17 protein-coding genes and 1 pseudogene are annotated in these 22,757 nt (G+C 37.8%); 7 read left to right on the top strand and 11 right to left on the bottom strand.

Annotation, left to right across the window (positions count from 1 at the left end; translation table 11 throughout):
• The first annotated feature begins 14 nt into the window (after positions 1-14).
• The 4 genes from QGM71_RS10655 to QGM71_RS10670 all read left to right on the top strand — a co-directional run bounded on the left by QGM71_RS10655 (position 15) and on the right by QGM71_RS10670 (position 5,771).
• Positions 15-722: an amino acid ABC transporter permease gene (locus QGM71_RS10655; RefSeq protein WP_327607529.1), complete on the top strand. Its 708-nt coding sequence runs from the start codon at positions 15-17 to the stop codon at positions 720-722.
• Between the two features lie 15 nt (positions 723-737).
• Positions 738-1,439 (top strand): amino acid ABC transporter permease, encoded by a 702-nt coding sequence (locus QGM71_RS10660; RefSeq protein WP_327607530.1) that lies wholly within the window; start codon positions 738-740, stop codon positions 1,437-1,439.
• Positions 1,440-1,461: 22 nt separating this feature from the next.
• Positions 1,462-2,217, top strand: coding sequence for an amino acid ABC transporter ATP-binding protein (locus QGM71_RS10665; protein ID WP_327607531.1), 756 nt, complete (start codon positions 1,462-1,464; stop codon positions 2,215-2,217).
• 146 nt (positions 2,218-2,363) lie between these two features.
• A complete protein-coding gene (locus QGM71_RS10670) occupies positions 2,364-5,771 on the top strand; it encodes a hypothetical protein (protein WP_327607532.1) in 3,408 nt (1,135 codons plus the stop codon).
• A 40-nt stretch (positions 5,772-5,811) separates the two neighbouring features.
• Here the strand turns inward: QGM71_RS10670 and QGM71_RS10675 are convergent, their stop codons facing one another.
• Positions 5,812-6,603, bottom strand: coding sequence for an N-acetylmuramoyl-L-alanine amidase (locus QGM71_RS10675; RefSeq protein ID WP_327607533.1), 792 nt, complete (start codon positions 6,601-6,603; stop codon positions 5,812-5,814).
• A 290-nt stretch (positions 6,604-6,893) separates the two neighbouring features.
• Positions 6,894-8,399, bottom strand: a complete 1,506-nt coding sequence (locus QGM71_RS10680) for a potassium/proton antiporter (protein WP_327607534.1) — start codon at positions 8,397-8,399, stop codon at positions 6,894-6,896.
• A 171-nt stretch (positions 8,400-8,570) separates the two neighbouring features.
• Here QGM71_RS10680 and QGM71_RS10685 point away from each other — a divergent pair, with 171 nt between their 5' ends.
• Together QGM71_RS10685 and QGM71_RS10690 are read left to right on the top strand one after the other, a co-directional pair.
• A complete protein-coding gene (locus QGM71_RS10685) occupies positions 8,571-8,711 on the top strand; it encodes a hypothetical protein (protein WP_327607535.1) in 141 nt (46 codons plus the stop codon).
• A gap of 155 nt (positions 8,712-8,866) precedes the next feature.
• On the top strand, positions 8,867-10,597 hold the full coding sequence (locus QGM71_RS10690) for a methyl-accepting chemotaxis protein (RefSeq protein WP_327607536.1): 1,731 nt from the start codon (positions 8,867-8,869) through the stop codon (positions 10,595-10,597).
• Between the two features lie 76 nt (positions 10,598-10,673).
• Here the strand turns inward: QGM71_RS10690 and pstB are convergent, their stop codons facing one another.
• From pstB to QGM71_RS10720, 6 genes are all read right to left on the bottom strand, one after another.
• Positions 10,674-11,468, bottom strand: coding sequence for a phosphate ABC transporter ATP-binding protein PstB (pstB, locus tag QGM71_RS10695; RefSeq protein WP_327607690.1), 795 nt, complete (start codon positions 11,466-11,468; stop codon positions 10,674-10,676).
• Between the two features lie 47 nt (positions 11,469-11,515).
• Positions 11,516-12,403 carry a phosphate ABC transporter permease PstA gene (gene pstA / locus QGM71_RS10700; protein ID WP_327607537.1) on the bottom strand — a complete coding sequence of 296 codons (888 nt, stop codon included), beginning with the start codon at positions 12,401-12,403 and terminating at the stop codon, positions 11,516-11,518.
• Between the two features lies 1 nt (position 12,404).
• Entirely contained in the window at positions 12,405-13,361 is a 957-nt protein-coding gene (pstC, locus tag QGM71_RS10705; protein WP_327607538.1) for a phosphate ABC transporter permease subunit PstC, read from the bottom strand.
• Positions 13,362-13,461: 100 nt separating this feature from the next.
• Positions 13,462-14,472 carry a PstS family phosphate ABC transporter substrate-binding protein gene (locus QGM71_RS10710; RefSeq protein WP_327607539.1) on the bottom strand — a complete coding sequence of 337 codons (1,011 nt, stop codon included), beginning with the start codon at positions 14,470-14,472 and terminating at the stop codon, positions 13,462-13,464.
• 272 nt (positions 14,473-14,744) lie between these two features.
• Positions 14,745-16,520 (bottom strand): gamma-glutamyltransferase, encoded by a 1,776-nt coding sequence (ggt, locus tag QGM71_RS10715; protein WP_327607540.1) that lies wholly within the window; start codon positions 16,518-16,520, stop codon positions 14,745-14,747.
• Between the two features lie 503 nt (positions 16,521-17,023).
• Positions 17,024-18,424: a purine-cytosine permease family protein gene (locus QGM71_RS10720; RefSeq protein ID WP_327607541.1), complete on the bottom strand. Its 1,401-nt coding sequence runs from the start codon at positions 18,422-18,424 to the stop codon at positions 17,024-17,026.
• A gap of 374 nt (positions 18,425-18,798) precedes the next feature.
• Here QGM71_RS10720 and QGM71_RS10725 point away from each other — a divergent pair.
• A pseudogene (locus QGM71_RS10725) lies at positions 18,799-18,882 on the top strand (sulfite exporter TauE/SafE family protein); the annotation flags it as partial.
• 229 nt (positions 18,883-19,111) lie between these two features.
• On the opposite strand, the gene QGM71_RS10730 reads toward QGM71_RS10725, so the two are convergent.
• The 3 genes from QGM71_RS10730 to QGM71_RS10740 form a co-directional block, all read right to left on the bottom strand.
• Positions 19,112-19,606: a PTS sugar transporter subunit IIA gene (locus QGM71_RS10730; protein WP_327607542.1), complete on the bottom strand. Its 495-nt coding sequence runs from the start codon at positions 19,604-19,606 to the stop codon at positions 19,112-19,114.
• Positions 19,607-19,635: 29 nt separating this feature from the next.
• Positions 19,636-21,099 (bottom strand): glycoside hydrolase family 32 protein, encoded by a 1,464-nt coding sequence (locus QGM71_RS10735; RefSeq protein ID WP_327607543.1) that lies wholly within the window; start codon positions 21,097-21,099, stop codon positions 19,636-19,638.
• A 61-nt stretch (positions 21,100-21,160) separates the two neighbouring features.
• Positions 21,161-22,564 carry a sucrose-specific PTS transporter subunit IIBC gene (locus QGM71_RS10740; RefSeq protein WP_327607544.1) on the bottom strand — a complete coding sequence of 468 codons (1,404 nt, stop codon included), beginning with the start codon at positions 22,562-22,564 and terminating at the stop codon, positions 21,161-21,163.
• Positions 22,565-22,757 lie beyond the last annotated feature (193 nt).

Raw genomic sequence — 22,757 nt, forward strand, 5'->3', positions numbered from 1 at the left:
GATGGAGTGAAGGCATGCAAAAATACTTTGACGCATCGTATATATGGGAAGCAATCCCAATGTTACTTCCATTTTTAAAAGTAACATTTATGGTTACAGGTTTATCTGTGCTGTTTGGTACCATCCTGGGCTTTAATTTAGCAGCGGCAAAAATGGGAAAAAATAAGTTTTTAAGAAAATTTGCGAATAGTTATATAACGATATTAAGATGCACTCCATCTATTGTCCTTTTATTTTTAGTTTATTATGGTATCCCTGCAATCGGCAGCAATTTCGGTTTATATTTAAACGATATTAGTACAGCGGTATTCGTTGTCATTACTTTTACACTTCAGTTTGCAGCTATCATGGCCGAAGTTATCAGGTCAGCCTATCAATCTATTGATAAAGGACAATTCGAGGCTGCAGTTAGCGTTGGTTTAAGTAATGCACAAGCATATAGGAGAATTATTTTTCCGCAGGCCTTTGTAGTGGCCTTACCGAATTTCGGCAACGGTTTGCTTGCATTACTTCAGGAGGGCGCATTGGCTTATACTATTGGCTTAATTGATGTTGTAGGGAAGGCAAACCTTATAATTGCAGGAAATTACAATTCACACACGTTAGAAATATTCCTTGCATTAGCTATCATTTATTGGGTACTTTCTATTCTGATTGAGAACTTCTTTCTAAAGTTAGAAAGAGTTTTCAGTAAAGGAAAACAGCCGTTAAGAACAACGTAAAAAGGGGGGATAGAATTGGATTATAAATTTCTAGTGGAGACATTTTTTGTTGCACTATCGGGAGTTCCCGTTGCTTTATTCGTTACCATTGTCGCTTTAATAATTGCACTGCCGGCAGGCTTTCTACTTGCCTTAACAAGGATAAATAAAATTCCGGTCATTCACCGGTTAGCGCAGGTGTATGTTTCTTTTGTTAGAGGAACCCCGATAATAATTCAAATTTTCATAGTTTATAGTAGTGTCCCATTATTGCTCCATGCATTTTTTAGGAAATATAACATTAATATAGATGTTTATGAGATAAATCCTATTTGGTACGCCTTTATTGTCTTCTCCTTTTCTACTACGGCAATCCTTATTGAGGTCTTTCGTTCCGCCTTGAGTACATTGGATAAAGGACAATTGGAAGCAGCACAGTCAGTTGGACTTACAACTACCCAAGCATACAAACGAATTGTTATTCCTCAAATACTCGTTGTTGCGATGCCTAATATCTGTACAGCAACTGTTAATCTGATTAAAGCAACATCTTTAGGTTATGCAATGTCACTGAACGAAATTACTTTAAGGGCCAAAGTAGCTGCTAACGTTGGCTACAATTACGTTGAGGCATATATTGATATTTTTTTAGTTTATCTGATTTTATGCAGTTTGGTGGAATATGCTTTTAAGCTTTATGAAAAGCGCTTAGCAAGATATAAACCAGCAACTGTTTGACGAGAAAAAGGGGGACAATGAAGTGTTGGAGATCAATAACTTACACAAGTCATTTGGTGAACTTGCAGTTATAAAAGGAGTCGATCTGAAAATCGATAAAGGAGATGTTGTCGTCATTCTCGGACCAAGTGGTTCCGGAAAAACAACATTGTTGAGATGCATTAACTTCCTTGAAAAGGCAGATAAGGGGCAGGCAATTTTCGGCGATATTGGTTTAAACTTAAAAACGGCGTCCAAAAAGCAAATTCATGAAATAAGACAAAAGGTTGCTTTTGTTTTCCAGAACTACAATCTGTTTCATAATAAAACAGCTTTGGAGAATGTAACGGAAGGACTTGTTTATGGCAAGAGAATTTCAAAACAAGAGGCAATTGAAATTGGTGAAACAGCCTTGGAAAAAGTAGGACTTTCAGATAAAAGCAAAGCATATCCAAGCGAATTATCAGGTGGACAACAGCAGAGGGTCGGCATTGCAAGGGCAGTGGCCTTAAATCCGGACATCATACTGTTTGACGAACCAACATCGGCACTGGATCCAGAACTGGTAGGTGAAGTTTTATCCGTCATGAAAGATATCGCTAGAGAAGGAACGACGATGCTTGTTGTTTCTCATGAAATGTCTTTTGCAAGGGATGTAGCCAACAGGGTAATATTTATGGATGGCGGCGTCGTAGTGGAGGAAGGATCTCCTAAAGATATATTCGTAAGTCCAAAGGAAGAAAGAACGAAGCAGTTTCTGAAAAGGGTTTTACCAGAGGATTATACGTACACTATTTAAACAAAGGAACAGCAACGTCGTTCCACCCTCGCTCAGGCTTGGACAAGGCACTTGCACTTTTTTCTTTAATTTGGAAATTTTAGTGAATTCTATCATATATATTGATATGATGAGGAAAAGGTGTTTGCAAGCAAGGGGGAAAACAGGTGAATCTAGAGCAACGAAAAAGAATTGTTAAGGAAGAATTAAAGCAGCTGGAACAAGCGGACTACATAGACAAGAATGTCTTAACAGAAGTATTGGAGGCACATGATCAATTCTATATTGATCTGGCACAGAAAACTCAAGTTATAGAAGAAAGAAAAAAAATTGAAATGACAGAACCAGTAGCTCCCTCTAAGCCAAAGAAAGCTAAAAAAGCGCTATCAGCCCAGGAAATGCGTGAACGTAATATTACCTGGTCGTTGAATCTTGGTGTTGTATTACTTTTAATTGGAGGGTTGGTTCTTGCCACCAGTACATGGGATACACTGGTGGATTGGATGAAAACGGGGTTAGTTGCTCTTGTTTCGGTTTTGTTTTTTGGGTTGGCATATTTTACAATGCGTGTCTTGGATATTAAGAAAACAGCTTTCGCATTCAATGTGCTTGGCAGTTTATTTTTACCTATCTTTATTTTATCCGCAGGCTACTTTGAACTTTTCGGTTCTTACTTTTCACTATTTGGTGAGGGACGCTATTTATATGGAACAGTTGGAAGCCTCCTTATCCTACCGTTATATCTATTTTTTTCAGTAAAATTAGGTTCAAGGCTATTCGTATGGTTCTCCTATGTGACACTTTCCGTGTTTGCGGGTTTTCTAATAGCCTCCTTTTACTTGCCGATCGACGGTTTTTATCTAGGGATTATGCTATTCAACGGGTTGCTTATTATAGGGTATACCTATTTGAAGAAACACGGGAGATTTCCACTGTTTACAAGGGAGTTTGTGCATTACCTACAGGGTAATTTAATCCTTTCTACTTTACTGATGATTATATTTTATAATCATGAACTAATGTACAGCTTCAATTTAATTCTGACAGCTGTATTGTATTTCTCTATGATTTTCGTTACAAACCGTAGGGAATATCACTTCATTTTTACGGCATTATTAGTGTATGGCTCTTATCAATTAATTGAGTTCTCTGTGTTGCATGAGGTGGGGGCTGTCGCCTATGCGCTGCTGGGATTTATATTTTTGGCGCTTCCTAAATTCCTTAAAGGTAGCCATTCAATGGAAAAGGTATTTCGTTATACAAGTGCTGTCGTTTCTGCCTGTGCGTTCCTTTATATAAGCTTTGAAGGAATAGTGTTAACGATGAATGAACCATCTGTAATTATGTTGATTGCTTATATCATCATATCGTTAAACTTCGCATTTTTGGCATATCGAGTAAGCCAAAAACTATTTATGTACTTAAGCCCTGTCTTCCTTATGGCTGCATTTTATGAAGTAGTTTTATTAGGACAGGAGGCTTTCGGCTATAGTGGACTAAGTCTGCCGATGTTCTTCGCCGGATTCTTTTTATATATTGTATTTGGTTGCCTCATGAGAATGAGTTTCTTCCTGCCTCTTAAATTCAGCAGTCGGGATATCGGTGGAATTGTCATGGTATTGTGTTTAATGGGTAGCTATATGTTCAAGAACTGGGGACAGGTTGGTACGATGTTCCTGTTGCTGGCTGTTATTGCATTGTTTATGAATCACTATGAAAAGCGATCAGTATACACAAATTCATCAATTGCATCCTGGCTTCATGCAATATCAGTAGGCTTTGCAGTCATTATGTATTATGACTTAATTATTGGTAATGGTTTAATACAATATGTCGCCCTTTTTGAAGCGGAGCGTTTTGTGCTGGCAGGATTAGTCGTTCTTTTGTTAAGTAGCATCTGGAGAAAGATGAATCAGAAAGACTTTAATCAAAATGCTTTCTACACTGCCCATGCTTTTTATTTCTCTGGGCTGTTGATGACGTTTACGTATATGTTTAATGATCAACTACGTGCATTAATAGTGCTTGGCGGTATTGGGATGGCCTATTTACTATACAGAAAAACAAATTGGCTTGGAATGTCCCATATAGTCAGTGTGCTATCGCTCGTATTTTATTTTACTGTACTTTACGCAGTTCACATGCAATTCACTATCCAATCAGACCTGTTTCATTCCCTGCAGCTTGTGTTAGGTGCCGTGCTGCTATTAGGTACAGGGTTGATCATCGGTGATAAGGATCGCCGGCTTAGAAGAAGTTTCTGGTGGGCAGGGCATCTGTATTTCCCTATTTCTCTACTTGTAACGCTTCTGCTATATAGAGAAATTGCCTTCTGGGCGTTTCTGGTTGCCACTGTTATATACGGGTTGAGTGTTCTGAAGGTAAAGCCTGAATGGAAGATTACTACGTTTCTATATACTTCTTTTACAACCAGTTGGATTGCAATTAGCCTTGCAATGGATCTCTTGGAATTAGACCAGCATGTTCATTATTCCTTTTTGATAGTAAGTATCCTGTTAATTGCAGCATGGTATTTCGGTAAAGAGCCTTGGGTACGACGAATAGCCTACTATACAGTAGTATTCTCTCTCATTGGTGTTATTAACTTTACTGCAGTTTTCCCTTATGATTCAGTCTTGCTTAGTGTGACATGGCTATACATTGCAGGTTTATTGTTCGTTCTGTATAAAGAAAAATGGGATATTTATAATGCAATACCATTGCTCGTAGCGTATTATGCTCTTGCATTATATGGCCTTCATTATGTGGAATGGGAATATTTCATGTTGCTTGCGGTAGCTGGTTTAGCAGTTGTCTATAAAGTAATCGGAATACTTTTATACGACTCTATTTATCAGAAGGCGAAAGGGAGAATGGAGTTGCCAACTATTGATTGGTACACTATAGTTGGATTTATTTCCTTATGCAGTATGTACTTACTATCTACAGATGACTTATGGACAAAGCTTTTACCGGGCATCCTGATATCAGCTGCGATCCTCATACAACGTAAGCGGATACCATATCTTGCAGAAAAATGGAGTATATTCTCAGCCGTTGTCTTTCTAATACAGCCTTATTATACGGTACTAATGAATATAGATCTACCAGCTTTATTTGAGCGGGAATTGTATGTACTGCCATGGGTTATTCTCATTATATTCTTGAAAAGAGTAACAGCTGACTCACATAAAACACTTGTCAACTCGATTCAATGGGCAGTCCTTGTTATAGTTGCCTTACTGTTAATCCAGGATGGGATGGCCAGCAACACAATTTATGATGCATTAATTGTCGGAACGCTGTCATTGGCTTCCATACTAGGCGGAATGAAGTATCAACTGAAGTCATTTTTCTTGATAGGTGTTGGAGTTTTGTTATTAAATGTATTTCTGCAGACCAGACCGTATTGGGGGAACTTGCCATGGTGGATCTACTTATTGATTGCAGGTTCTATCCTGATTACAGTTGCTAGCTATAATGAATGGCATAAACAAAAGACTGCCGATGGCAAAGAAACATTAATTTCCATAGTTAATAAAAAAGTTATTCAAAAAATAAAGAAGTGGGATTAATACAAAAGCGAACAGTGTCTGTCACTGTTCGCTTCCTGAGTTAATCCGTAACAATAAAGGCGTCTTCTACACCTGCATTTAAAACTTCACTCAAGCGGTTCTCTGCATTTTCTCTACTCGTAAATGCTCCAGCCTGGACACGGTACCACTGTTCACCGGAAATTGTAATTCGATCGATGAAGGATTTAATACCTTGAGATTTAAGAGCAATAGAGCGGTCTTCAGCATTTCCTCTTAACTTGAAAGAACCAGCAATGACCCTGAAAATTGTATTCGGCTCAGTCTTTGATTGAAGGTTAAATGCCTTGGCTAGTCCATTTACATGGCCCAGTGCCACACGCTCACGCCAGGAAGGCTCTTGCATTAAAGCAGCATCCTGTTCATTATCAATAAACCCATTTTCCGTAAGCATTGCCGCCATAGAAGTTTCACGTAATACATGGAAGTTTCCCTTTTTCTTTCCACGATTATTAAGTTGATATATCCTGCTAATCTCTGTGTGAATACTATTTCGATAACCTGCAGTCTGAGAAGCGTCAGATAAGCTGCTATGAATGTAGTCCTCATAGCCATGAGCAGAACCATTAAAAGCATTACAATGAATGGAAAAATAATACGTTGCTCCCCAGGAGTTAGCTTCATTTGTTCGCTGCTGCAGACTTTTAGTACTATCATCTGTTCGGCTCATTTTTACAACCACGTCTTTATAGTTTTCTGTTAGAATTCTGCGTATACGAAGTGCAATATCCAATACGACTGCTTTCTCAACTAACCCATTTCCTTGAGCACCAGGATCTGATCCGCCATGCCCAGGGTCTAAATAAAGCTTCATAGGAATTTTCCTTCCTTTAAGTTTATCGTACTACAAATAAAGTATGGATAAGATTAATATAATTCCACACTTGCCACCACCTTTCTACAACTACTATCGAATTAAAGTTGCATAAGGGGGCATGATTAAAAACTATTAGTAAAAAAATAGGATTAAAAGTTTCTGAAGTTGAGGATAAACGATTTTAATTTATGAGGTATGGGAAATGTTATAAGTGGCGTATAAGAAGCTGCCTTACTGAAATAAAAAGCAAAACTAACAAGACATCACTTGTTAGTTTTACGTAGTTATTATTGTTTATCTTTTCGCCTTATTCTCTTTTTCTTTTTATCTTTTTCTTTTTCTTTCTTTACCATCTGGCCCAACAGGACTAATTTTGCTTTCTCTCTACTTTTCTTGTTGCCGAGTACATATAAGGTGTCGTCATCTTCTATAATTGTGTTCCCCGTGGGTGTTATTAATTTTTCATGACGGATTATACCTATAATCAAGGTGTCATTTGGGAGTACAAGATCTATTAGAGAGGTGTTGACAGCTGGTGATTTGCTTGTAATAGTAACCTCCATAATTTCAGCTTCAGAATTTCCCAGGTTGATTAATTCCATAGTAGGTTGACTGGGGTCGTTCTTATTGTTGGTCAAACCTAATCTGCTGGCAAGCCATGATAATGTACTCCCTTGAACCAAGGCGGATATTAATACTACGAAAAAGACGGCATTAAAAATCAGATGACTGTTCTCTATACCTGCAACGATTGGGTAGGTTGCTAATACAATTGGAACTGCTCCCTTTAATCCTGCCCAGGAAATGAATACCTGTTCTTTGAAGTTATATTTCATAAAAATCATGGTTAAAAATACAGCCACCGGTCGTGCAATGAACATAAGGATTATAGTTAAGATAATACCTTGCCAAAATACATCAAGCAATTGCTTAGGGAATACCAATAATCCCAAAAGGATAAACATGAGAATCTGCATCATCCAGGCGAACCCTTCATTGAAACGCAATATGGAATTGCGATACATTAAGTCGCTGTTACCAACGAAGACAGCCATGACGTATACAGCAAGCAACCCACTTCCTCCTAGAAAATCTGTGAGTATGTAAGTTGAAGTAGCCATACCGATTGCAAGAATGGGATATAATCCGTTCGTATCCAACTTAATAGTATTGATGATAGTTACGGTAAGTTTTCCGAGCAACAATCCTAGCAGCAGACCAAGTCCCATTTGGACGAAGAAGCTTCCGACGGCATCCCAGATGGATGTGTCAGGTATTTTAATCATTTCAATAAAAGTAATGGTGAGAAATACAGCCATTGGATCATTGGAGCCGGATTCTGCTTCCAGTGTGGATGTCAGTTTTTTCTTAATGTTTTTATTACCTAAAACAGAAAAGACAGCAGCTGCATCAGTAGATCCTACAATTGCACCAAAAAGCATTCCTTCTAATAAGGAAAAGTTAAGGATATACACTGCTGCTAGCCCGGTTACTAAACTTGTAATTAATACGCCTAATGTGGCTAAGATACCGGCAGCCCCGATTACAGGACGAACATTGCTCCACTTTGTTTGCGTACCACCTTCAAATAAAATAATGATCAAAGCCATAATACCGATAAGTTGCGTAAACTCTACATCTTCAAAGAAAATAAATCTATTGAGACCCATACCAATCAAGAGGAATAAAACAAGTGCTGGGAGTCCAAGGTGGCTGGAGAATTTTGTAGCAAGTACGCCAATAATCAGCATAGCAGAAAATAAGAAAATTAGGGTTTCTAACGGCAAATCCATGAGGAACAATCCTTCCTAAAAACAAACATATAAATCTATTATAACGGAAAATGCTTATTTTGAAAAAAACAAAGTATCAAAATTTTAAAGAAGCTATCTAAAACGTATAAAAGACTGTCCATAATCAAAAGCTAAATCGATGATTTTTTGAAAAGGAGGGAGGAGATCTAAATGGATGAGAAAAACAATCAATTCAAAGAAAATAAAAACCATGGAGAACATCGGAACGGCCGGAAAAGTCAATATAAAAACAGTAATTCGCAGGGTGGCGAGGAAAAGAACGAGTATCTTAGTAGAAAAAACGAAGAATAGAGGTTACGGTGGGGTACAGGGAGTTAGACTCTTGAGTACACACCGTCTTTTTATTTTATAACAAATTAATAATTCTTTACATGGTGTTTACGGTGTCTATATATTACACTGATATAATTTAACATGATACATCAATAGACGCTGGAGGGGTAAAATTGAAAAGGGAGTATGCTGCTAAAGATTATAAACCAGAAAAAGGTAGAAAGAAATTAAGTTATAACATATTAAAAAAACTAAGCTTGCGTAGTCGATTACTAATAATATTTATATCACTCCTAATAATTTGCAGTGTAGCAGTAGGATTGAGTTCCTATATAAAAGCAAAAGAAATGACAATGAATTCGATTGAAAATCGTCTGGGGCGTGAAGCTGAAATAATGAGTTATATTGCTGATAATCTTAAATTTTTATATGTAAGCGATGAAAGTTACTTTATGCAGCAGCTTGAAGTCAATATAAGAAACCAACATGATAAGTTGAAAAGTGAAGGAATTGATTCGGAGTTTTTCTATGTTACTAATAACGAAGCGATACCTTTTAAACTAAGCAATGGAAGGATTCCTGTTATTAAAGAGGCAATAATAGAAGATATAAATGAAAAAAATAATGGCATCCTGCATGAAACCATAGAGGGTGTAGATTACACACTTTCAGTCCAGAACATGAAAGAAATAAATGGAGCATACGTAATGCTTGTACCAACGGATTCATATATGGGCCCAGTAATTAAGCAAGCCTATTTTACATTAGGCATAATTATTGCGAGTGTTGTTATTACGTCTATTGTTATTCTGTTATTCGTCAGAAGTCTGACGAATCCGCTCACTGTGTTACGTCAAACAATGAAAGAAGTCCGCAATGGGAATTTGTCTAAGTCTGTCACATTAAAAACAACGTTACCAGAGTTTATTTCACTACATAAAAGCTATAATGCAATGATTAATCATATGAGGAGTATGCTTAATGAGATTAGAGAAGCAACAACAAATATAGAGTATACAGGGGGAGAATTACAACGTTCCTCTGAGGGCACATTAGTATCCAGTAAAAAGCTGATAGAAGCAATTCATGTTGTGAAAAATGGTGCAGAACAAACTGCCAGCAGTTCGGAAAATAGTATGGAAAGCTTTAAAACTATGAAAAGCAATACGGAGGATATGATCACGAATATGGGTCTTATCTTTAAAAGTTCAGAAGAAATGAACCTATCTGCAAAGAAAGGTGATACTAATATAACTAACTTGATCAATACTATCCAAACCTTCGAAAAAGACTTTGAACACTTGACTGCTACAATTAAGCAAGTCCAGAATTATTCTAATTCTATAACAGAACTAGTTGGATTGATACAAGGAATAGCAAAACAAACAAAGTTATTATCGCTTAACGCATCAATTGAAGCTGCACGCGCGGGGGACTCAGGAAAAGGATTTGCAGTGGTAGCAAATGAGGTGGGGAAATTAGCAACAGAATCCTCCGGAGCAGCAGAACAAATTACAGAATCAATATCTAATATGGAATTGATAACAAATAATGCTTCGAAAGAATTTGAACAGATGCTTATCAAAATCAAAACAAACCTAAGAATTTCGAATGAGTCAAAGAACTCCATCGATGAACTAATGGTAGAGATTTCAGAAGTTAGCAGCAAGCTCCATGAAATGCGAAATGAACTAAAAGGTTTGGGAGGATTATTACCAGAGTTAGAGAAAGATGCGGTGGATTTCTCATCAGTATCACAAGAAACATTGGCAAGTGCTTTGGAAATGCTTGCAAGTAGTGAGAGGCAGATAAAACAAATTGAGAACACGTATGGGATTGGATTAAAATTGACAGGTATCTCAAAATCACTTACGGGTAATACAAAAAAGTTTGCAATAAAATGAAAATAGTACCTGTATCGTACGAAAATTACTTTCGCAACGTGCAGGTACTTTCAGGTTTGGGTAAAAACTGGTTTGGCTATCCAAATCGCCCAGAAATATAATCTTCTGTACGTTTATCACGAGGTTTAGTAAAGATAGTATCTGTTTTATCATATTCCACTACTTCGCCGTTTAAAAAGAAAGCAGTTCTATCTGATATGCGGGCAGCTTGCTGCATATTATGGGTGACTATAATAATGGAATATTTTTCCTTCAGTTCCTGTATTAATTCTTCTATGCGGAGAGTGGACTTCGGATCAAGCGCTGATGTTGGTTCATCCATTAAAATAACATCTGGTTCAATGGCTAAGCAACGAGCAATACATAATCTTTGCTGCTGTCCTCCAGAAAGGCTATAAGCGTTATCTTTAAGGCGATCTTTCACTTCGTCCCAAATGGAAGCTCCTCTTAGACTTCTTTCTACAATTTCATCCACTATTTTTTTATTGCGGATACCGTGAATTTTTGGTCCATATGCAACATTTTCATAGATCGACTTCGGAAAAGGATTTGGTTTCTGAAATACCATTCCAACCTTGGTTCTTAAGTCTTCTGCTTTAAACGATTTGTCGAGAATAAGTTTCCCATTGTACGTGATATCTCCAGATGTGCGAACAATAGGAACCAATTCCACCATGCGATTTAGTGTTTTGATAAATGTAGATTTACCACACCCTGAAGGACCAATAATTGCTGTTACTTCTTTTTCATGAATCGATAAATTGATATCTTTTAATGCATGTGTATTCCCATACCAAAGGTTTAGATCATTGGTTTCATAAACATTTTTTTTGACGGATTGGATAGCATCACGTTTTGATTCTTTTTTCATTTTTAATAATAGACTCATATTTTCCTCTCCTTTAAAATGAGCGAGATTTAGTATCTTTTTTGAAACTTATTTCTAATAATAATAGCTGTTGCATTCAACAGGAACAGTAGCAGAAGCAGGACAACTATTGTAGCTGCTGCTAAGTTGGCATATTCAGCAACAAGTGAAGAATCCAGTGTCCAATAATAAATTTGCATCGGTAGAACTGTAAATGTATCCAGTATTCCCCCTGGGAAAGGAATTAATAATGCAGGAATACCAATTACAACCAGTGGTGCTGTTTCCCCAATAGCTCGTGATAAAGATAAAATGGCTCCTGTTAATATTCCCGGTAGTGCCGCGGGCAGGATAATGTTTTTAATGGTTTGCCATTTCGTAGCACCCATTCCGTAGGATGCTTCGCTTAGATGCTGTGGAACAGCACGGATTGCTTCTTGTGAGGAAACGATAACAATTGGTAAGACCAGTAGAGACATCGTTAATCCACCGGCTAAGACAATATTCCCCAGATCCAACGCTCTAACAAAGATGGTTAGCCCTAGAATGCCATATACAATGGAAGGTACTCCAGCCAGGTTTGCAATATTTGTTTGAATAAAGGATTGCAAACGTCCTTTCTTAGCATACAACTCCAAATAAATGGCTGTGCCAATTCCTAAAAGCATCGTAACTGGAGCCACAACCAGCATTAACCAAAATGTCCCGAGTAAAGCTCCCATTATTCCAGCTCTATCAGCTTGTGTAGATAACTTCCCTGTAAGGAAATCAAGATCAATCCAGGTGAATCCTTGTAAAAGAACACGGATAAGCAAAATTGCTAGAATAACTACTCCAAATAGTGTAGATAGTAAAAATACTGTCTTAAAAAGCTTGTTTTTTAATAAACGGGTAGTCATTTTCCTTTGAATTATCTCATCATCAATGACATATTTCATTTTAATATTCCTCCCTAAACCTACGAGAGACGTATCTAGCGAGCAGATTCATAATAAAGGTGAAAACGAATAGAATCATTGCTACTGCGTATAAACTATAATAGATCGTAGTTCCTGCAGCTGCATCACCGCTGGATACTTCTACAATATAAGCTGTCATTGTTTGCATAGATTGTGTAATGTCGAAAGTAAAATTCTTTGAGCTTCCACTTGCAATGGTAACAATCATAGTTTCGCCAATTGCCCGGGAAATTCCAAGAACAAACGAAGCGATAATTCCAGATAGTGCAGCAGGAATAACAACCTTGAAGGTTACCTCAAGCTTTGTAGATCCCAATGCTAAAGCTCCTTCACGCATTGAATTTGGTACAGAAGTCATCGCATCTTCCGATAGGGAAGCGATCATCGGAATAATCATTACTCCCATTACAAGTCCAGGGCTAAGGATGTTAGTTGCTTCTAGTCCTGGAATAATTTCTCTCAGAATCGGTGTTACAAAAGTAAATGCAAAGAAACCATAAACAATTGTCGGTATACCAGCAAGGACTTCGAGCACTGGTTTTAATATTCTTCTTAATTTATCTGAAGCATATTCGCTTAGATAAACCGCAGTCATTATACCTATTGGACCTGCAACTGCTATAGCAATGAAAGAAGAAATAATGGTGCCATTTAATAAAGGCAGCAAACCGAATTCCGGATTTTGACTCAATGGTTTCAGTACGGTACCAGTAAAGAAATCCAGAATAGGAATCACTTTAAAAAATTCGATGGTTTCAGATAGCAATGTATAAACAATTCCAACTGTGGTCAGTATGGATATGGCTGCAATAAGGAAAAGCAGTGTTGGAATGATTCTCTCCATCATGTTTGAAAAGTTGCGCTTGCTCTTATTTTGATCGATTAATTCTCTGACATGAACACTTTTCTCTTTCGAAACATTATTGTCAACAGCCATATTTTAGTCTCCTTCCTATACCCATAAGTCACAAGAAGATGAGAGCAATTGTGCCCTCACCTCAATGCTTAGTTATTAGTTATTAGTTATTAGTTATTAGTTATTTAAGTCCTTCCAGATCAGAGATTAATTCTTTAGCTTCTTCGTCAGGAATTGGTGCAAACCCTGTTTCTCCTGCAAATGTATTTACGTTATTCATCACGTAAACAGCAAAATCTAATACGTGGGCTTTTTCCTTAGCATTATTAACATTTAAATAAGTGAAAACCGGTCGTGTGAAGTCAGCATAATCGCCATCTTCAGCGATGGTATCAAGTGATGGCTCAACTGTACCGTCTCCAAAGTCTACACTTACTGCTTGTAAACTGTCCTGGTTGTTAACGTAATAACCAAAACCGAAGAAAGCAATTCCATTTATATCTTCAGATACTAGTGATACAAGTGTGGAGTATTCCTGTTGAAGGTTTACATCACTTTTCAAGTCCTGTTTATCAAGAATGCTTTCATAAAAGAACTCATACGTACCATGATTTTCATTTGGTCCCATTGCATTGATTTCCTCATCCGGCCAGTCGGGGTTAATGTCTGACCACTTGTCAACTCCTCCATCTGCAAGGAATATACTTGTTAATTCCTCTGGAGTCATTTCAGCAGCCCAGTCATTATCAGGATGTATAACAAAAGTTAGGCCATCCAATGCTACTTTCAATTCTTTTACTTCTATTCCAAGATCATCTGCTGCTGCAGCTTCTTCATCTTTAATATGGCGTGAAGCATCGTTAAAGTCTGTGCCGTTTTCTGCTAGAAATTTTTCAAAGCCAGCACTGGTACCTGCACGACTTACCTCAACAGATACACCCTCTTGTTCGGTAATCATATATTCTTCTGCTAATCTAGCCATTAAAGGGTAAACAGTTCCAGATCCATCAACGACTACATTACCTTCAAGCTCAGCTGATTCGCTTTCAGGTTCATCTGTGTTTGTATCGGCGCTTGCCGAGGTTGTATCTTCCGAACCTGTATTCTCTTCTTCTGAATCTGTCCCACATGCCACGAGTAAAACTGCTAGCGCAGCAATTGCTAGGAATAACATGTACTTTCTGAATCTCATAAATTGACCCTCCCTGATTTATGTTTACATAATTGCGAGGAATTCCTCCCTCAATTGCTAGTATAGTAGCTGAATGTTAAGACAGTATGATTCTAATGTAAAGGTTTTGTAAATTATGTGAGGGCTAGCGTCGCTAAACAGATTTGTCGAATTCATTACCCATAAATACAAAAAAAGTGCGAACCAATTACTTGGTCCGCACTTTTTACGTCGTCCTTTATATCAAATGCCAAAATTAAAAGCAACAAAACTTGCGAAATAAGCTTTCAATTTTATTTACCGTTATCATTTCCTTTTAAATCAATTCCAATCGCTGCGCCAGCTCTTCTCGAATCAGCGACCCCTTTAAACATTCCATTATCATGATCGATTAAAATGCTTTGTACATTTCCGATTGATGTTGGGCTTGTACCGAATGAATGTCCCATATCGTTTAAAGTATCTATGACTTCACTTGGCACACCTGCTTCATAGCGATAAGAGTTCAGATTGTTTGTATAGATGCGTGATTCTTCTACCGCATCCTCAACATCCATATCATATTCAACGACATTGATAATTGTTTGGAGAACTGAAGTTATAATCGTTGGCCCTCCTGGTGACCCGACAGTAAGAACAGGCTCGCCATTATCAAAAACAATGGTTGGTGTCATACTGCTAAGTGGTCGTTTGTTTGGTTGTACTTCGTTGGCTCCACCTGGAACTGCATCAAAGTCTGTTAATTCATTGTTCAGCATGAACCCATATCCAGGAACCATAATGCCTGAACCAAATACTTGTTCAATTGTAGTTGTATTGGATACAACATTTCCCCAACGGTCGCTAACAGTATAATGTGTGGTTTCACCATATTCGCGGTCATTTGGTTGATTTGCAGGTTCATAGTTTGCTGTATCATCCTCGTATTGCCATGGATCGCCTGCTGTTGGATTTTCATTTACAGAATGGAGATCAATTAATTCTTGGCGCTCTGCAATATATTCTGGATGGATGAGACCATTTAAAGGTACTTCAACAAATTCAGGATCTCCTGCATATGCAGCGCGATCAGCGTATGCCAGATGCATAGTTTCAGAGAGTAAGTGATATTTTTCCCATGACTTTATATCATATTCAGATAGGTCAAAGTTATCTAAGATGCCTAGCATTTGCAGAAGGAACACGCCGCCTGAACTTGGTGGGGGCATACTTGCTATATTATAGCCTTGGTATTCACCCCAAATTGGTTCATCAATGGTTACATCATAATTTGCCAAATCCTGTACTGTCATAGACCCACCAAAATCCTGGACTGTAGCTGCTAATGCCTCAGCTATTTCTCCTTCAAAAAATGCCTCTGAACCTTCTGAACGTATTAATTTTAAAGTGTTGGCTAAATCCTCCTGTACGAGAAGATCACCTTCCTGCAAAGGTTCACCGTTTGGGACGAAAATATCGCCGGCTGCACTTCTCATTAGCTTGTCTTTGTTGCTTTCAATTGCGCTAGCAAGATAAGCGTCTACCGGGAATCCTTTTTGAGCCAATTTAACTGCAGGTCCAATCAATTGTTGAAATGGACGAGTGCCCCACCTGTCATGTGCTTCATCTAATCCTTTTAATGTACCAGGCACTCCTACAGCGTTTCCGTGTAAAATGCGCTGACTAAAAGGGATTGGATTTCCATCTTCATCTAAAAACATATCCGGAGTAGCACCAGCCGGCGCGCGTTCACGACTATTAACAATCGTTGTCTCTTCTGTTTCGCTGTCGTATATCATCATAAACCCACCGCCACCAATTCCGGACATCATTGGTTCCGTAACATTCAAGGTAAACTGAATAGCAATCGCGGCGTCAATGGCATTTCCACCTTTCTTCAGTACATCAGCTCCAACCTGTGATGCTAAAGGATGTGAGGTGGAAACCATGCCACCATTGGCTTCTGCCACTAGGTCAAATTGTTCGTAATCGGTGTCATATTTATTCGCAAAACTTGAAGCTGGGAGTGTTCCTATTATTAATAAGATACTAAAGGTCAAAATTATAGTGCGGTTAAGCATTTTTTTCATCTTAATCCTCCTTATCGTATGTGAAAAATAGAATCAATACTTGTAATGAAGACAGACAACAGATTTTTAATAATTTTCATTTTTTCATGAACAAATCCCTCCATTTATAGTTTGATTTCCTTGAATAACCCTTCTACCATTTTCCTTAAAAATCCTTTAAATAATAGTAAAACAGATATAATGGCTCATGCCTTTTTTATAACAAGGAATATCGACCCGTGACTTCAGATGGTAAAAAGTATTATTTAACCTTTAGAATCCTATTATCGAGTTATGTTAGTTGAGTTCTTTCAGAAAATAACAAAGAGAGGGCTTTAGTTCACTAGTTCTTTTTGAGAAAAGCTGATACTTGATTTATTGCCCATTATACGGCTGACCCTGTGGTTATTAGTTAAATTTTAAGGTCCAAATTATAATAAAAAACTAACCGATTCGCTCAAGACGAGTGAATCAGTTAGTTTTTTAATTTTCTTCCGTTACTTGCAAAGCGAAAAATCGTTTTATTAACCAATATAGTCTTCTTTATCAATATCGTTTGCTTCTTTTTTAACATAGTACTTTCCTTTGGTGGCGATTGCCAATACAACAGTTAATATCGCAGCTAGGATGGCAGCGAAGAATGCTGCTGTACTTTGGAGAAATGTTCCCATGAAACCTAACGCTGCGATAGTACCAAGGCCACTTGCTATGATTAGAGACCATACACCAACTGGATTCCATTTATATAAGTTATCTTGTCTTGCTTCATAGTAACCAGGACCAATTTTCAAGATCTTTTTAACAACAACAGCATCGATCACTAAAATCATTGCCCATGTTAATAGAAAGACACCTTGGAAAGTCATGACTGCTTCTAGGTGATCGACAATGTTAAGAAGCATTAAGATGATTGCTGTTACACCTGTAACTACTACCCAGAAACGTCTGCCTGGCTTAAATTTGAATATATTTTCAAAGAAATTGGATAAGGACAAGGAACCACTGTAGATGTTTGTTACATTAATTCTAATTTGCGTTAACATCGTAAATAAGGCTCCCCACACACCAAGAAGCAGAACAATGTATACCCCAGGATTTGGTTCACCTAGACGAACACCAAACCAGATACCTAGACCACCCATAACTCCAAAACAAAATATTTGCGGGATAAATCCGATAACAAAGATTCCTGTTTTCGTATCTTTCGGTTTTAAGAAGCGGGCATAATCCGAAGCAAGAAGAGGGGTTAATCCCATAATTCCGTGTTGCATTCCGATACAGAGTAATAGTGCAGTTCCTCCAACTTGAACACCTTCGGGCATATAGGTCCAAAAGCTTCCATCATAGCTGGATGGTTTCATAGCAGCCACGACAATAGCAGCAATTAGGAAAACGAAAAATAAAGGCAATGACCATTTTTGCAATTTGTCTAATTGCTTGATACCGAACCAGTTTAATGGAATAACAATAGAGCCGAAGAATAAAATGAGTGCCCATTTTGGAATAACAGGAAAGAATTCATGAACCGCAACAACTAAGATCAATCCTTCGAGTGCGCAATACATAATAAAATTTGTGGCATAAATTAACGAGGTCAAGGACGCTCCAATATAACCGAATCCGCCACCCCTGGATAATAAATTCACGTTCATTCCAGATTTTGCAGATAAATACGCAATAAAAGTTCCTAGTATTCCTGCAACAATAATGGCATATACAGCAGAAATGATCGCGTTAACAGCCCCAAATTGAAGTGCCATCACACTTCCCATCTGGAAATAAAAAATCGCTGTTGCAATTCCAAAAGTAATATTCGTAATACTTAACCAACCCATATTTCTCTTGTCTCGAGGTACTCTACCAAGGGAATAATCATCTCCCGTTATCTCGGTCTCTTTCTGTTCTTGAGATTGATAGGCCTCCATTTGATCATCTCCTTATTCTTTATTGTAAAATACACGATTCATAAAGTGTGCTCACGAAAGAACACAACTAAACCAATATAACAATAAGGATAGATTGACTCAAACGACACTATTCTGCATATTGTAGGGGGAATCTGAGAAAAAGCCCTTTCATCTCTCATATACTCTTATTATCTTAAAAAATAGTTAAAATCCGTATGTAAATGCTGTGTTAGTAAAAAATATACGGTTTAACTATGGTGGGAGTGACTATCCTATTGGGCAGCTTTATTGATAAAATACCGATGTTTACGGGATTAATACTACTAGGTAAACTAAGTTACCCATGTGAAAAGGTACCACAGTCTAAGGCGAGTTTTTATGGAAATGACTCAATTATCATCTTGATTCTAATTGCATCAGTCCTTAAAACAAGTACAGCTTGTGGTTTTTCTATTTTGGCAACTCCTTTCCTTCTAACAGCTAATCCAATCGTGGGGCCTGTAAGATCGATCCTAGATCTTCAAAATCATCTTCTTACTCACATACAGTAAAAAATGTGTGAAATCATTTAAAATTCTAGCGGTTTCTCTCGGAATACAAACATACAAAAAAACGTTAAAACATTGATATATCAACATTTTAACGTAAACTTCCATTTTAAAATATACAAAAATATCGACGTGCGGAATTTCCCTTATAAGAATTTTATTTACTTACAAATAAAATTTCATCCTGGGCTGCGGTAACTTTCTTTATTTCACTTAGTCTAATTACTTCCATGTCATCCGTATTCGTAATAATCACAGGAGTGAGTATACTTTTTGTTTTCTCACTAATGATGTCGAGATCAAAGGTAATTAATTTATCTCCAACTTTAATGCTATTGCCTTCTTGAACATGTGCGATAAATCCTTCGCCTTCCAGATTAACAGTATCAAGTCCAATGTGAATGAGTATTTCTGCACCATTTACGGCCTTTATTCCGATTGCATGTTTTGTTGGAAAGACTTGAATAACTTTCCCTTCTACTAGAGCAACTATCACGCCATCCGTCGGTTTTACGGCAATTCCATTACCCATCATTTTCTGTGAAAAAACAGGGTCTGGAACATCTTCTAAAGAGATTAATATTCCATTAACAGGAGCATGGATAGAGACGTCAGTTACTTCTTCTTTCTTTTTAAACATCTTTTTAAACATATTAATTCTCCTCATTAAAGGTTTTTGATTTACTTGCAAACCTGGTTTAAATCCCACTTTTGAATATCTGCAGTAACCATTCCATTTACAAAAAAATAAATCCTACCATCATTAGTTGAGATTTCATCAAATACTCTGGAAGAAAAAACTTCCTCACCTTCATTGACGAATATTTCTATGGAAGAGGTATCCTTGAAAACCCGGATACTTTTCAGCTCCTTCAAGAGGCAATGTCTGCTTTCTAAATTGTCGCCATTAAAACTCTTCCTCTGAAAGGAAAATGTATTTGTAGGCTGATTATACGAAATTTTATTGTTTTTCCCCACTACAACCGAAAAAGATGTTGCTTTCCATTCTTTAATTGAGATGTTCAGCTCAAAGACATTACCGTTAAGACCAGGAAGCTTAGTTTCCTGTTCACTTAAATTCACTTCGTTAAACGTCATCTCATTTTTACGCAAAAGTTTAAGTTCTTCAGCGGGATATTGAAATAACCTGCCATGTCTCCACTTGAGCTGACGTGGTAATGTTAACGCGTGAATCCAATGATGGTTGGTCGTAGGGTGACTACTTTCACCTTCTTCGGCATTACCCATCCATCCAAATAATAACCTTCGGCCAGTGTGGTCAATAGCTGTCTGAGGGGCGTAAAAGTCGAAACCCCGGTCTAATTCAGTAAAAGTACCATGATCATAGGTAACATGCGTATACTCTACTTTTCCCGAAAAGTACCCGGCCTGATAAATATTATTATATTTGTATCCTTCTGGCTTAAGGCCTTGGGGGGAAATGATTAAAATATCACGGTTCCCCAATTCAAACAGATCTGGACATTCCCACATATAGCCGAAATCATGAAGACCGTTTTTGTTGCTTCCAGCTAAAGGACCTAAGAAATCCCAATTCTCAAGGTCAGATGATGAGTAGAGAACTACTTCTCCTTCACCTTTACTTGTTTGAGCTCCAATAACCATATACCAAAGCCCATTTTTACAGAAAACCTTAGGGTCGCGAAAGTGAGCTGTATATCCTTCGGGAACATGAATAACAGGGCCTTTTTTAACGAAAGTGATACCATTCTCAGAGATGGCCATACATTGATAGGATTCCCGGTTATTAGATTCGTCTTTTACATTTCCTGTATAAAATACATACAGCTTATCATTTTTAACAACAGCACTACCAGAATAGCAGCCATCCTTGTCGAACCACTGATCCGGAGCCAACGCGATAGGGGCAGTTTCCCAATGAACCAAATCATCTGAAATATAATGCCCCCAATACTTTATTCCGTGCTTGGTTTCAAAAGGGTTCCATTGATAAAATACATGATATTTCCCTTTGAAAAAGACAAATCCGTTTGGATCATTCAGCAACCCAACAGGAGGCATAATATGATAATGCAGCCTGTTTGGGTCAGCTGTAACAACCTCTTTACATGAATCTATTCTTTTATATACAAGTTCCTTCTTGGCAGAATTACGTTGTGTCATATCTATAGTTGCACTCCCATATAAACAGGCGAGAGTATCGTCCTGTCTATAGTTATTAGTCTTATGCATGGACGTTTTCTTTTAGCTTTTTATCTGAGAATCCGAATAACCATGTTAAGACAAAAGCAACACTAATGGCTACTAGATTTACTAAAATATAAAGCAGTATTTGCCCATTCAAGTATAGAAGCGTACCAGGTATTACAGTTATTGCCATTCCAGTGCCTTCAATCCCAGTGATAGCCGCAACGAATCCTCCTGCTCCGCCTCCAATTAATCCCATAATGAATGGGGTAATATATCGTAAGTTAACCCCGAATATAGCAGGCTCTGTTATACCTAGAAATGCAGAGAAGGACGATGGCAGGGCCAATGCCTTTAATTTCTTTGATTTTGTCTTTAACCCGACTGCTAGTGCAGCTCCGCCTTGTGCTGCAACGGAGGCAGTTACAATAGCGTTATAGGGGTTGCTTCCAAAGTTCTCCAACAGTTGTATTTCAAGTAAGTTAAATATATGGTGGACACCTGTAATTACAATAATTTGGTTCAGGAATCCGATCAGTATACCAGCTATCCCAAATGGCATACCCAGAACAGCAAGTGTCCCGTGAAGAATATACTCTTCTACGGTATGGAAAACGGGGCCAATTACAAATAGAGCTGCACCTATCATTATTAGTAAGGTTAAGAATGGAGTTACAATTAGGTCTAATGCTTCCGGCACTCTTCGTCGTATATTTCTTTCTAATTTTGCTCCCAGGATACCCGCAATAAATGCTGGTAAAACAGCTCCTTGATAGCCGACAACTGGTATAAATCCAAAGAATAAGAGTGGGTCTGCCCCAGTCGCTACTCCCCAGGCATTAGGTAAGGCGGGACTTACTAACATCAAACCGAGTACAAGGCCGATAATTGGTGTTCCACCGAAGACTCTAAAGGTTGACCATGCTACTAATGCAGGTAAGAATATAAATGCTGTATCGGTTAAAATTTCAGTGAATAGTAGAAAATTAGCAGAAATATCATCAGGTGTTAGTCCAAATATGGCTAGAATCTGTTCTTGCATTACTAAACCACGTAACCCCATAAACAGACCTGTAGCAACTAGTACAGGGATGATCGGAACGAACACATCTCCTAATGTTCGAATAGAGCGCTGCAGGAAATTACCCTTCTTAGCAGCTTCTTTAGATTGTTCAGCTTTTGTAGAGCTGCTTAATCCCATCTTTTCAACCTCTTCATGAATCCGATTAACTGTTCCTGTTCCCAATATTACCTGGTATTGCCCAGAATTAAAGAAGGCTCCTTTTACTTTATTGATGTTTTCAACCGTCTCCTGCTCAATTTGGTCTTTGTCGATGACCATAATTCTTAACCTTGTGGCACAATGAGCGACAGATTGAATGTTATCTGGACCCCCAACAGCATCAATAATTTCTTGAGCTATTTTTTTGTTTTCTGACATTATGTTCACTCCCTTTAAATTATATAAATAGCCATTTAGCTGGATGAATAAAACAAAACTAGTTTTGTAACGCCAATATGGAATCGATTCCATATTGGCTAAATAAAAAGAAGACTCCTACTGTCCATGCTCGTTTAACTTCTTATGGAATCGATCCCACACAATGCAAATGAAGCTATTGTAACCGATTCCA

This window comes from Virgibacillus tibetensis, from assembly GCF_036026595.1.
Lineage (GTDB): Bacteria > Bacillota > Bacilli > Bacillales > Amphibacillaceae > Virgibacillus_P > Virgibacillus_P tibetensis.